Origin of the sequence: Parapedobacter koreensis, assembly GCF_900109365.1 — a bacterium.
GTDB lineage: Bacteria > Bacteroidota > Bacteroidia > Sphingobacteriales > Sphingobacteriaceae > Parapedobacter > Parapedobacter koreensis.
Genome location: NZ_FNZR01000006.1, coordinates 25,771 through 38,112, shown reverse-complemented (window position 1 = coordinate 38,112; position 12,342 = coordinate 25,771). Strand labels below are relative to the sequence as shown.

General features: G+C 47.2%; 12 protein-coding genes. 8 read left to right on the top strand and 4 right to left on the bottom strand.

What is annotated here, in order from left to right; translation table 11 throughout:
- The first annotated feature begins 16 nt into the window (after positions 1-16).
- Positions 17-685, top strand: a complete 669-nt coding sequence (locus BMW65_RS14920) for a DUF2461 domain-containing protein (RefSeq protein ID WP_090606890.1) — start codon at positions 17-19, stop codon at positions 683-685.
- Between the two features lie 7 nt (positions 686-692).
- On the opposite strand, the gene BMW65_RS14915 is transcribed toward BMW65_RS14920, so the two are convergent.
- Positions 693-1,889 carry an anhydro-N-acetylmuramic acid kinase gene (locus BMW65_RS14915; protein ID WP_090606888.1) on the bottom strand — a complete coding sequence of 399 codons (1,197 nt, stop codon included), beginning with the start codon at positions 1,887-1,889 and terminating at the stop codon, positions 693-695.
- A 143-nt stretch (positions 1,890-2,032) separates the two neighbouring features.
- Here BMW65_RS14915 and gcvH point away from each other — a divergent pair, with 143 nt between their 5' ends.
- Positions 2,033-2,413: a glycine cleavage system protein GcvH gene (gene gcvH, locus BMW65_RS14910; RefSeq protein WP_090606562.1), complete on the top strand. Its 381-nt coding sequence runs from the start codon at positions 2,033-2,035 to the stop codon at positions 2,411-2,413.
- Between the two features lie 69 nt (positions 2,414-2,482).
- Positions 2,483-2,866, top strand: a complete 384-nt coding sequence (locus BMW65_RS14905; protein ID WP_090606560.1) for a VanZ family protein — start codon at positions 2,483-2,485, stop codon at positions 2,864-2,866.
- Positions 2,867-3,033: 167 nt separating this feature from the next.
- Here BMW65_RS14905 and BMW65_RS14900 read toward each other — a convergent pair whose 3' ends face one another.
- Positions 3,034-3,729, bottom strand: a complete 696-nt coding sequence (locus tag BMW65_RS14900; protein WP_245747653.1) for a ComF family protein — start codon at positions 3,727-3,729, stop codon at positions 3,034-3,036.
- A 10-nt stretch (positions 3,730-3,739) separates the two neighbouring features.
- Positions 3,740-4,804 carry a dual-specificity RNA methyltransferase RlmN gene (gene rlmN / locus BMW65_RS14895; RefSeq protein WP_090606559.1) on the bottom strand — a complete coding sequence of 355 codons (1,065 nt, stop codon included), beginning with the start codon at positions 4,802-4,804 and terminating at the stop codon, positions 3,740-3,742.
- Between the two features lie 223 nt (positions 4,805-5,027).
- Here rlmN and BMW65_RS14890 point away from each other — a divergent pair, with 223 nt between their 5' ends.
- The gene (locus tag BMW65_RS14890; RefSeq protein ID WP_090606557.1) at positions 5,028-6,203 is read left to right on the top strand and encodes an amidohydrolase family protein; all 1,176 of its coding nucleotides are present in this window, start codon (positions 5,028-5,030) and stop codon (positions 6,201-6,203) included.
- An 11-nt stretch (positions 6,204-6,214) separates the two neighbouring features.
- Complete coding sequence (locus BMW65_RS14885) at positions 6,215-6,622, top strand: (deoxy)nucleoside triphosphate pyrophosphohydrolase (RefSeq protein ID WP_090606556.1); 408 nt, start codon at positions 6,215-6,217, stop codon at positions 6,620-6,622.
- Between the two features lie 3 nt (positions 6,623-6,625).
- On the opposite strand, the gene BMW65_RS14880 is transcribed toward BMW65_RS14885, so the two are convergent.
- Entirely contained in the window at positions 6,626-7,198 is a 573-nt protein-coding gene (locus BMW65_RS14880; protein ID WP_090606555.1) for a phosphatase PAP2 family protein, read from the bottom strand.
- Positions 7,199-7,569: 371 nt separating this feature from the next.
- Here BMW65_RS14880 and BMW65_RS14875 point away from each other — a divergent pair, with 371 nt between their 5' ends.
- From BMW65_RS14875 to BMW65_RS14865, 3 genes are all read left to right on the top strand, one after another.
- Positions 7,570-9,030: a CshA/CshB family fibrillar adhesin-related protein gene (locus tag BMW65_RS14875; protein WP_090606553.1), complete on the top strand. Its 1,461-nt coding sequence runs from the start codon at positions 7,570-7,572 to the stop codon at positions 9,028-9,030.
- A 287-nt stretch (positions 9,031-9,317) separates the two neighbouring features.
- Positions 9,318-11,432, top strand: a complete 2,115-nt coding sequence (locus tag BMW65_RS14870; RefSeq protein ID WP_090606552.1) for an autotransporter outer membrane beta-barrel domain-containing protein — start codon at positions 9,318-9,320, stop codon at positions 11,430-11,432.
- A 35-nt stretch (positions 11,433-11,467) separates the two neighbouring features.
- Complete coding sequence (locus BMW65_RS14865; RefSeq protein ID WP_090606550.1) at positions 11,468-12,328, top strand: hypothetical protein; 861 nt, start codon at positions 11,468-11,470, stop codon at positions 12,326-12,328.
- Positions 12,329-12,342 lie beyond the last annotated feature (14 nt).

Here is a 12,342-nt window from a genome sequence, read left to right as displayed (position 1 = left end):
AAGATACATTACGAACATGAATATACATCCGGAAACGTTTGGTTTTCTCGAAGGGATAAAGGGAAACAACAACAAGGAATGGTTCCAAACTCACCGCGAAGCGTACGAGCACGCTTGGCAAAACATGAAGGATTTTACCGAAGCGGTTATCAAGGGGCTTGCCCAGACCGACCGGTACATTTCGGAAGACATTCCGGTATCCAAATGCCTATTTAGAATATATCGTGATACCCGATTCAGCAAAGACAAGACACCCTATAAGACGTGGCTTGGTGCGGGAATATCTACCGCAGGGCGCAAACTGAATGGCCCCGAATACTACCTGCACATCCAGCCCGGCAATAGTTTTGCAGCAGGAGGATATTGGCGGCCCGAAAAAGAACACCTGGCAGCCATCAGGCAGGAAATCGATTACAGTGGAGATCGCCTGTTGCAATTATTGGCCGAACCTGCATTTAAAAACCATTGCCAGCTGGACATTCAAGACAAGCTCAAAAGACCCCCAGCGGGCTTTGATGAAGACAATCCCTACATTGAGTTTATCAAACTGAAGAGTTTCACGGCGTTCGAATCATTGCCAGATGAGGAGCTGTTGAATGCCGACGGACTGAACAAGGTGCTCCAAGCATTCAACCGGATGTATGGTTTCAAGCTGTTCCTGCATGAAGCGCTCGGGGAAGAATAGCGAGGTGCTATTCCGGAAAACTAATTTTGCCCATGCATACAGCTGGTGAATCCTGGATGGCCGACGCGTTTGCGGCATCGCCCGCGACGGTTTCATTGGCCAACACGGCAAAAAGCGCGGCTTCTTTCGCATCAGGCAGCAGCCCTAGTGCATCAAACGGCAGTGCCACGATATCGTCCAGCCCTTTGCGTATCCCCTGCATCAGCAGCGGATTATGCAACCCGCCACCGCTTACGTATACCGCCGGATGCCCATGCAGGTATGCTACTTGCTGAATAGCAGACACGACTGCTGATGCCGAAAAAGCACATAAGGTGGCCATCACGTCATTCACCGATAGCCCTTCGGTAGCCGATGCACGCTGCGCATCGGCGAGGTACTGGAGATTAAACAATTCGGGGCCTGTGGTTTTAGGAAAAGGCATACCAAAAAACGGATGGTCCAGCAGGGCTGCAAGCAACTGGTCATTGACCGCCCCCGTAGCCGCAACGCCAGCATCGCTATCCAACTCCATGCCCAGCTTTGCCTGCATGTATTGATCCATCAACGTGTTTCCAGGCCCCACATCCGTGGCGAAACTACCACCCCCACTCCCTGTAGCAGGCAGTAACGTAAAATTAGCAATGCCTCCAATATTAAGCAAGATGCGCGTCTGCTGCTTATCTGCAAACAACAGGTAATCACCATACGCGGCTAAAGGGGCACCTTCGCCCCCAGCCGCGACATGCTTCTGCCTGAAATCAGACACCGTGATAATGCCCGTCGTCACGGCCACATGGTCGCCATCACCGATTTGCAAGGTACTATTAGGATAGCTGGTATTGTCGGTAAGCGACCGGGGCGCATGAAAAACGGTCTGGCCATGGCTAGCGACCAGATCAACGTCCGCATGAGCAACTCCCCATTCACGCAATGCTTCATTGACCAGGGCACCGTGGATTTGGCCAACCCACGCGTGTAATCCACAGAGTACCTGCTGGTCTATGCTTCGTTTGGCGAAAACTTCCCGTACCCGACTGCGGAACTCATCCGGATAGCGCTTCGTGACAAACCGAACGACCTCCAATGCAGTAGTATTACCACTGCCGATGATGTGGCAAAGCGCGATATCCAAGCCATCCATTGATGTACCCGACATCAGGCCGACGATCCACCGTTCTTCTTTATTACCGATGGCATACAGCTTCTTGATGTATTTATTCACGATAGGATAAAGGTAATGGTATTTTGTGGTTTCATCATATAATTCTATTTTTGAGGAAATTTTAATCCATGCCCACATGCCAGCATTCATCCATCAATAGGCGAGCATGTTTGTACAATGAATAAATAGCAAAATATAATTTAATGACTTTTCCTACAGATTTGAAGTACACGAAAGACCACGAGTGGATTCGTGTGGAAGGTGAAGAAGCCGTTGTTGGCATCACCGATTTTGCTCAACGGGAGTTGGGTGATATCGTATTTATTGATATCAATACGATTGGCGATGAGGTGGCCCAAAACGATGTTTTTGGCACGGTAGAAGCAGTAAAAACCGTATCCGATCTGTTTATGCCAGTCACCGGCACAGTCCTGTCGGTAAACGAACAAATCGACAATTCACCGGAGTTGGTCAATCAAGATCCTTACGGAGCGGGCTGGTTAGTGCGGATAAAACTGAATGACCCCGCAGATGTAGAAGGGCTGCTTTCTGCGACAGATTACGAGGCTCAAGTAGCTGGCTAAAGTACACTAGGCAAGGATAAAGAAATACGGCATTGGACGCTGGGTGCCGTATTTCTCCAGCTTTACAACATGAGACATTATCTTTGGGCAATACTATGGGCTGTAATCATCTTGGTACTGTGCAGCATACCATCAGAAAACACAGATAGCATCCCAAAATTTCCGGGGATCGATAAACTGGTGCATACCGGTTTTTTCTTCGTTTTCACCGTGCTACTGTATTATGGAGCAATCCGGAAAACAGGCACATCAAAACCTTCATGGAACATCTCCATAAGGGTCGTCATGGTGTCTTCTTTATTTGCGTTGCTAACCGAATACCTGCAATGGAAAATATTTACCTACCGTTCGGCTGAAGCTTGGGATTTGTTTGCGGATACGGTGGGTACAGGCATGGGTGTATTTGCTTACCTCCTGCTACACAACACCTACCGGACTCAAGTTTCAAAATAATACAGAAACCGTATCGAAAAATGAAACACATCAAGTACCCACCTTTTCGTCTTTTGCTAGGAATGATGATCCTTTCTTTAGTATCCTCATGCGGTATTTTCCGCAAAGGATGCAAATGCCCCCCTGTTCTTCGCCAGACGTCGTTCACAGCATATGACCAAGTGGTATTATACGGCCTTGGCGATAGTGACGGCGCTCACCTTGGCCGCTCCAGCATCCAACAGCACGGTAGCACAGGCCTCAATCGTGGCTCCGGTAGTCAAGACGTCATCCGCCAATAAGATGTGTTTTCCGGTCACGATGCCCGGATCGCTCACCATAAATGTCCCCAACATATTTTCATACCGTTCGTAGCGGTTTTTTTGCGTTTGGCTTTCTGTAGCCCGATGGCGCGCCACACAATGTGCTACAACAGGTCGTTGCATGGATGATGAAAGCCCTTGGGCAAAAAAAACACTTTGGTTATATCCTCTTTTGCGAAGCTTCACCGGATGCAGGGGTATCGGCACGATGATGTCAATTTGATTAAACGGTGCCGTTGCGCTAAGTATTTCACCATATTTTGTACCCATGAGCACACCTATTTCAGGGCGGTTGCGATATTTGAGCTGATGCAATAGCTGTTGGACGCGCGAAGCATCAAGAAAATACATATAAGAAGCCACGGCCTCCAATTGAGCCCTTCCCCAAAGCTGCCGCGCACTCACATTGCGTGCGTCTTTGTGTCCATGCGTATAAGGCATATGGTACCAGCAAGTTGTGCAGATGAGATCTTCACCACGGACAAGCGGCGCATCACATCCCACGCATGTCTGTGGGAAAAAGAGTGCTATAAAATCTTTAAAATATTGCTTGATGATCATAGGCAAGCAATCAAACTGCCGGGCTTGCCACCTCCTTGATAGCCAATTGTCCGCAAGCAGCATCGATATCTTTGCCCCTACTTCTGCGGATATTGGTGATGATGCCCTTTTGCCGGAGGAAATCGGCAAACTTATCTATTTTATCTTCAGAGGCATTCTCAAAATCGGCGAAGGCTATCGGGTTATATTCAATAATGTTGACCTTACACGGCAAATGCTTGCAAAATGCCGCCAGTTCCTGTGCATCAGCCAAGTCGTCGTTGAAGCCATTAAACACAATGTACTCGTAGGTAACCGGATTCTTCGTTTTAGCATAATAGTACTTCAATGCTTCGGCCAACGCACGTAACGAATTTTGTTCGTTGATGGGCATGATTTCATTGCGTTTGCGATCGTTAGCTGCGTGCAATGACAAAGCCAAGTTGAAACGTACTTGGTCGTCACCCAACTTTTTTATCATCTTTGCGATACCGGCCGTAGATACCGTAATACGTTTTGCTGCCATATTCAGCCCATCGGGAGCCGTAATACGGGCTACAGAAGCAAGTACATTGGCATAATTAAGCAAAGGCTCGCCCATCCCCATATAAACGATATTGGTGAGTGGTTGCCCATAGTGTTCGTGCGCTTGCTTGCTGATGAGCACCACCTGATCGTATATCTCATCCGCGTTAAGGTTGCGCTTGCGATCCATATAACCCGTGGCGCAAAACTTGCACGTCAGGCTACATCCCACCTGCGAACTCACACACGCTGTCATTCGATCTGGCGCTGGAATCAGCACACCCTCGATAATATTGCCATCGTATAGCACAAAACTGCTCTTTATGGTGCTATCTGCACTACGTTGGGCCCGTCGCACATTTACTGCATTAATGGTAAATACAGCTTTAAGTTTATCCCGTAGCGGCTTGCCCAGATTGCTCATCTCGTCAAAATCCGTGCACGACTTTTGCCAGAGCCATTCATAGATCTGCTTGGCCCGAAAGGCTTGCTCTCCCATAGCCCCCACATGTTCACGGAGTTGCTCAAGCGTCAGTTTGCGGATATCGATTTTTGCCTTAACACCAACCATGCCACAAAGATACAGCTTTTTTATGGCTATTTTTCTTCGAGTATTTGGTTAGGCCCTAAAAAAAACACATCTTTGCGGTTGTGTGTTCTTCAAATTAAACCTAGCCTGAATGACGCTATATCTAATTGGCTGTATCAACCTGATGTTCGTGGGTCATGGCACTACAAAGGCAAAATGCTTTGGTTTAATTGATGACCGTTAAACATGAAAACCAAACACTACTATGAATTTTTTTTTCTCTGCGGATTATGTATTACCAGCCATTGGGGAAGCCGTCAAGAACGGCATCGTCGAGGTGACAGACAATGGGGTCATTTGTGGTATTCATACACCAGGCAATCCTGCACTATCTGGCAAAACAATAGACAAATATGATGGTATTATCGTTCCCGGATTTATAAATACCCATTGTCACCTGGAACTGTCGCACATGGCGGGTGTCATCCCTAAGCACACTGGATTAGTGCCCTTTTTGCAGCAAGTCATCTCCATGCGCGCTGCAGAGGAGCGTCTAGTTCAAAAAGCAATGAAAGCTGCAGATAAGCAACTTCACGAGCATGGCATTGTAGCCGTAGGCGACCATGCCAATACAGCCATCTCCGCTTCTATAAAAGCAGAAAGCAGGATTCACTACCACACCTTTGTAGAAGTACTGGGGTTTGAACCCGAGCTGGCCAACCAAAAATTGGCCGATGCGTTCATCATTGCCAATCAGTTTGATAAAAAGACCACATCCATTACCGCACATGCACCCTATTCAGTATCGAAAGAATTATTCAAACTACTGGATGACGAGGCTACGAAACAACAAATGCCCTTAAGCATACACAATCAGGAAAGTGAAGAAGAAAATCGGTTATTCCGATACAAAAATGGCAAGTTTCTGGATTTCTACGAGGCTTTAGGCAAAGACATCACCGGCTTCAAAGCCCAAGCAAGAAACTCGTTGCAGACCTTCATGCCCTATCTATCCCGCGAAACCCCCACACTGTTGGTTCACAATACCTATACCTCTTCCAAAGACATCTTTTTCATAGAACGCCAGGGTAGAAACGTCACGTGGTGTTTTTGCCCTAACGCCAACCTATACATAGAGAATGCCTTGCCAAAAATTGGAAATTTTATCCATTACCGGCACAAGATCACGTTAGGTACAGATAGCCTCGCCTCCAATGATCGACTATGTATCCTATCCGAACTCAAAACGATACACCAACATTTTCCAAACCTTCCTTTCACAGAAACCATCAAATGGGCAACCATCAATGGTGCAGAATTCCTAGGCATCGCTGATAACTATGGTTCTTTGGAAAGCGGCAAGACCCCAGGGCTCAACCTACTGAAACACACAAACGGCTTAGCCATCACGCCCGAAACCGAGGTCATACGATTGATTTAGTATATTTGACGATGTCCATACCGCACTACCACGTCGTCGCCGCCATCATTCTACATGAGGAACATATCCTTTGTGTGCAAAAGGGCATAGCGAAATATAGCTATGTCAGCTACAAGTACGAATTTCCCGGGGGCAAGGTAGAAGCCGATGAATCACATCAAACTGCGCTGCGGCGTGAGCTATGGGAGGAATTGTCTTTGGATATCCACGTGGGCAAGCTGTATCATACGGTCTTTCATGCCTATCCCCATTTCCATATCACTTTATCAAGCTATCTTTGCTCTGCAATAAGCATAGCTACTTTGCGGCTTACCGAACACATCGATTATCGGTGGTTGCTACCGGTTGCACTTCCCCGCCTTGACTGGGCCGCCGCAGACCTTCCCATTGTCACCAAATTGGCCAGAGGAAGCTTGTAGGCATTAGTTCAGCAACCAAAATACCGCACCGAGGATAGTACCTAATACCATGCCTACCACTACTTCTTTCCACACGTGGCGTTTCAGGTGTATTCTTGACCAAGCCAACAGTGGAGCAAACAGCAAAAAAATTATCCCTGCTACAACGTTGATATGAAGGATTAAAAAACCAATAAAGGCATGGAAAGCCAAGTGCATTGACGCTTTTATTCGCCTATTGACCACCTGCGCCAGCACCAATAAAACCAACGAACAAGCTACAGCAAGCCGCAGCATACGATCTTGATCGGTGACCCAAATAATGACAGTAACTGCCAGCAGCAATAGCGTAGTGGCGATAAACCATTTTTGCCGCTGTACCCGATCAGATACATCCAGGTTGGTATACGTCCCTCTCCGTACACCCCAAAGGGTCCTCAATCCAATCGGCACAAAAATGCCACCCACAATCAGCAATGAAAGATAGGTAGCCTGCGACGGTGATTCCGTGCTGAAAAGTAAAAAAACAGCAAAAACCGGTACAGTCAAAAACGGATGACCAAGTGTGGAGATTAATTTTGCGACGGTTGTTTTCAAGTGAATACCAAAAGCTATATCATCGTTGCTTTACCAAGCGAAGGTAGCCAAACTTTTGCATGCAAACAACGACACACAGCATTTGTACGTCTATATGTCGAATTATTTATTTTTTCGAGCAACATTCTTGTGAGAAAGGCAATTTTTACAAAAAACTGAAAAAATTAATATGTTGTTCATTTGCACGTCCACAAAAACTTCGCATCTTTATCAAGCCTGTGAATGCTATGTCTATATCAACATAAACATGCAGCAAAATATCAGTAACTACCGTCGCATAATTACTTAATTAAACATCAAAATGCCTATTTCAAAGGAATATTGGCAGTTTGGTGGATAACGCTTATCGTGAATCATGAACAACATTACCTATGAGTTGTAAACGATTACTATTATTACATACAGCTCTTTTTTTATACTTAGCTATCCCTTTCGTCTGCCAAGGGCAATGTTTCCCAGGGCAACCAACCACTGCCGCTTATGCCACTGGAGGTTCGAGCCCCTATATCGGCGATGTACTGTGGCTGACGTGGGGTACTACCAATCTAAGTCAAATTGGTGCACATCCTTATGGCTGGCATGACCGCCCGTTAGGCAATGGTTCAGCGTCCTATGCTTCTATCCCGCTGGGTAGTGGCAGGTACCTCTGCGTAGAAGCATTCATTAGCAACCTTCGTGATGGAGGAATTAACAGCTATGCGCCCGGCAATTGGACGGGTGACTATATGGATGATCTTTACAACATCGGCGGTACGGGCTCGGCGAATGATCTCGTTAATGGAATCCGAAACACAACGGTAGGAGGCAGGGCAAGTTTTACCGTAACGTGCAGGGCAACTTTAGACGGAGCACCGGTGAGACTTGCAGGCCTGGTTCTTGGAGATGCAGAATCGTTGCATCCCAACGAATATTTCAACGTGATTGCCGATGGTAAATGGACAATTGTGGAACTACAAAAAAATCTCGCTGTCACTGATAGAACCTACGACGTGAGCAAAACCAATGAACCGGGGACTAGCCGGCAACGGATCAATTTTCTCAGGGGCACCAATTCCAATACAGCTGCTGTTTCATTTTTAGCCTTCAATGAATCGGCTTATGGAGACGGTTATGAAGTCTCTTTTGACGTGACCTTAAAAGGCGAAGGGCTTACGGCCCTTGCTTTAGGCCTACTAACCATCAATGCTGATGGTGGTGATGCTCCACAATCCTATGGCGCGCCCTTGCATCTTTTTGAAGGGATGGTTCTTACAGATGACGGAATTGATGTGGGCCAGACGGTGAATCTAAACACAGCAAGCTATCACCCAGGAGCGTTGGAATATGCCGCATCTACCTATCTTGGGAGCACGGGGCCAGATGCAGATAATGGCCCCCTACATAGCCAAGATGCTCTTGGTGATGATAACGCTCCCGTACCATCCAATGAAGAAGATGCCTGGCCCAGTACTTATAAGCAGATTTATTATGAACACCATTATATGCCAGGGGACATCCTAAGCATAGATATCCCCTATAGTGGAGAAGCAAACGGTTATGTCACCGGATGGATAGATTTCAACCTCAATGGCACATTTGACGCCGACGAATTTGTATGGACAAATGCCCCAGCTAATCCCAATGGAATAGCAACGCTTATATGGACTGTTCCTCAAAACCGGGTGATTAGAAACACGTACATAAGGCTTCGCTATGGTTCTAATTGGAGCGAAGTCTCGTCTCCCATCAATGTTGCCACAGGCGGAGAAGTAGAAGACCACTTGATACATATTACATTTCCCGTAATGACCAACCCCATGCTGCCGTCAAAGGTAAAACCAAACTCGGGTTGATGGAACGAGCAAGAATATATGAAATTTTTTATAAAACAATTAATTAACAAAAAATGAAAAAATTATATAGTTCTTGTTGGCTTGTCCCCAAAAACTTTGCATCTTTATCGGCTTATCTACCATCTTACACTATGATTTTATACACTACCACACCCTTGTATCAGCGTAAACAGATAACAACGCATTAAAAATCGTTGTATCAGCATATTTCAACCGGCAACATGTTCAACCTGGAAAAAAGGATGTCTGTGACTTAAAGTGACTGGCCTCCAATAATCAACACACCTATGAATAATAAAGTACGCCTGCTCGTATTATTGCTATTTATTTTTATTGCTCCTGCCACCACATTTGCCCAACAAAAAGTAAGGGATAATACCATTCCCGGTTCCGTGCTTCCCAATAAAGATGCATTATTGGAATTGGAAAGCAATAACAAGGGGCTATTGCACACCCGGGTTCAATTGCGCCGCACGGATGATGCTGCTCCGTTGTCGCAGCATCGTGTGGGTATGATGGTATATAATACGGCTACCACTAATGATGTAGTACCTGGCATATACTACAATAATGGTTCCCGCTGGGTCTTGGTTGCGGCGATGGATGATATCAAGCCTATAAACTACAATCCGGTCACGTACGAACTTTCTTTCATAGATGGTAATGATGAAGCACAAGTGATCAATTTAGAAGAAGTGGTAAAGGCGACGGAGACCGTTACCGCTTTGGATTATGACAGTGCTGCACATGTGCTTGATTACATCGACGAGGACGGGGTAGCGCATACGTTTGACTTCAATGTCGGCGAACTAACCTACAACAATACCAACAACACACTTACCTATACCAATGAAGAAAACATATCGGTAGCCATCCCATTAAATAATACATCGCTCTCTTATGATCCGATTTCGGGCGTTCTTGCGTATGTCAATACCTTGGGCGCACTTGAGGAATTTGACTTTTCGGACATTATCGACCGGTTAGAAACCGTGACCGTGCTGTCATACGATGCCAACGCGCACGTGCTCACCTACATAGACGAAGATAAGGTCACCCATACATTTAGCCTTGATGTAGGGCGGTTGACATATAATAAACCGACGAATACGCTCACGTATACCGCTGAAGATGGGACGGTATTGACGATTCCGCTTAATGAGACTGGGCTGACATACAATGCTTCCACTGGTATTCTTACTTATACAAATTCATTGGGCATCGAGCAAAAGATCGACCTCAATGCCTCGAACATCGCCTACGACAACACCGCCAGCGGACTGGCGGCAACCGACGTGCAGGAGGCTATCGACGAGCTGAAGGCTGCCTTCGGCGACCTTGACCTCGTGGACAACACCGACGGCTCATTCTCCCTGACCGACCCCGAGGGCAACGTGCTGGCCACCGTATCAAAGGCAGACCTGACCGACGAGGGCGACGGGCTATACACCTTCACCAACAACGACGGCTCCGACGTGCAGTTCGACGTCCGCACCGTGGAGGTCGCATTCGACGCAGCAGCCAACGTCTACAACTTCCTCGACAACGAGGACAACATCATCGCAACAATCGACCTCAATGCCTCGAACATCGCCTACGACAACACCGCCAGCGGACTGGCGGCAACCGACGTGCAGGAGGCTATCGACGAGCTGAAGGCTGCCTTCGGCGACCTTGACCTCGTGGACAACACCGACGGCTCATTCTCCCTGACCGACCCCGAGGGCAACGTGCTGGCCACCGTATCAAAGGCAGACCTGACCGACGAGGGCGACGGGCTATACACCTTCACCAACAACGACGGCTCCGACGTGCAGTTCGACGTCCGCACCGTGGAGGTCGCATTCGACGCAGCAGCCAACGTCTACAACTTCCTCGACAACGAGGACAACATCATCGCAACAATCGATGTGACCCCAAAGGTGACTAACGGTCTACAAATCGATGCTACCACTCATGAAGTAAAACTCGGTGGCGAACTCACTGAAGAAACAGAAATCACCACAACCGCCACCAACACCCTCGCCATCTCCGGCCTACAACCCGGCGATGAAACTGAAGACAGAATCGTCGTGGTCGACGGTGACGGCGTGCTGAAAACCATTCCGGCCATTATCCCAAGTGCCATCAGAGAGGAAGACTCCAATTACGAGGCCATAGCAACCGACGAAACAATATTGGTAAATGCCACAGGAGGCGATATCACCATCACCTTACCTGATGATGTGGAAACCGGTAAAAAATACACCATCAAGAAAATCGACACATCCAACAATGAGGTCATCATTAATGGTAACGGCACCACCATTGACGGGCAAAACACCATTACCGGCACACTCCCTTATCAAGGCTGGACGGTACAGTTTGACGGAACGAGGTGGTGGGTAATCAGTAGGATTTAACGTCATCGGACAAGATGAATGCAAATAGACATACAATGAAAACAGCAATCAAGTGTTTTGGTATACTTCTGTTCTCTTTAGGACCGCTTCATGCCGCTCACGCCCAACAAGGGTTTGGTACAGCAAACCCCAATCCTAATTCGGTCATCGACCTGACGGCGACCGATAAAGGGCTGCTCTTGCCGCGGCTTGCACTACAAGCCACTAATCTGGCGAATCCTTTGGGTGAACACGTTGCCGGGATGCTCGTCTACAACACGGCGATAAACGGCACGGGCGCCACCGCAGTGACACCTGGATTTTATAGTAATAATGGCACAAAATGGGTACGAGTAGATATCACGGTCTCCAATGGCCTGCACATCGAAACAGATGAAGACTATGAAGATACACAAGGACATGTGAAGCTCGGCGGTGACCTTACCAAGCCTACCGAAATCACCACCGATGAAGACAACACATTAGCCATCACTGGCCTACAGGCTGGTGATCCTGACGACGACCGCATTGTGATGGTCAACCCAACAAACGGTGTACTCAAATCAGTCTCGTCCAACAAATTTGTGCGGTTCTTTTACATGCCATCAGTCGTATTTGATACCTCTACTCCAAACCCAACCGGCCCGCCACGCACCCGAAATCTCTATCAAGAATACATAGACCAATTCACAGGAGATGGTGACCCTGATATGGTAAAAAACCCAAGTGCTCCGGATGAAATACCATTTTTACCTCAAGCAACGGATCTCCATTATTATATAACTTACTACGATAAAGATGTGTTTGGCAGCCTAAGTATCGATGACAACGGGGTACTAAGTTACCGGGTAATCGGCCCAGGCACCCCCATGTCTTTCATGAATATTGTATTTGTCATCAAAGGCGAAGAAGACTAATGTAAAGTTGGAAA

Excerpts from the sequence above, each read along its gene's own strand:
- BMW65_RS14920 (WP_090606890.1), top strand. The coding sequence starts at position 17 with ATGAATATACATCCGGAAACGTTTGGTTTTCTCGAAGGGATAAAGGGA.
- gcvH (WP_090606562.1), top strand. The coding sequence starts at position 2,033 with ATGACTTTTCCTACAGATTTGAAGTACACGAAAGACCACGAGTGGATT.
- BMW65_RS14905 (WP_090606560.1), top strand. The coding sequence starts at position 2,483 with ATGAGACATTATCTTTGGGCAATACTATGGGCTGTAATCATCTTGGTA.
- BMW65_RS14900 (WP_245747653.1), bottom strand. The coding sequence starts at position 3,729 with ATGATCATCAAGCAATATTTTAAAGATTTTATAGCACTCTTTTTCCCA.
- rlmN (WP_090606559.1), bottom strand. The coding sequence starts at position 4,804 with ATGGTTGGTGTTAAGGCAAAAATCGATATCCGCAAACTGACGCTTGAG.
- BMW65_RS14890 (WP_090606557.1), top strand. The coding sequence starts at position 5,028 with ATGAATTTTTTTTTCTCTGCGGATTATGTATTACCAGCCATTGGGGAA.
- BMW65_RS14885 (WP_090606556.1), top strand. The coding sequence starts at position 6,215 with ATGTCCATACCGCACTACCACGTCGTCGCCGCCATCATTCTACATGAG.
- BMW65_RS14875 (WP_090606553.1), top strand. The coding sequence starts at position 7,570 with ATGAGTTGTAAACGATTACTATTATTACATACAGCTCTTTTTTTATAC.
- BMW65_RS14870 (WP_090606552.1), top strand. The coding sequence starts at position 9,318 with ATGAATAATAAAGTACGCCTGCTCGTATTATTGCTATTTATTTTTATT.
- BMW65_RS14865 (WP_090606550.1), top strand. The coding sequence starts at position 11,468 with ATGAAAACAGCAATCAAGTGTTTTGGTATACTTCTGTTCTCTTTAGGA.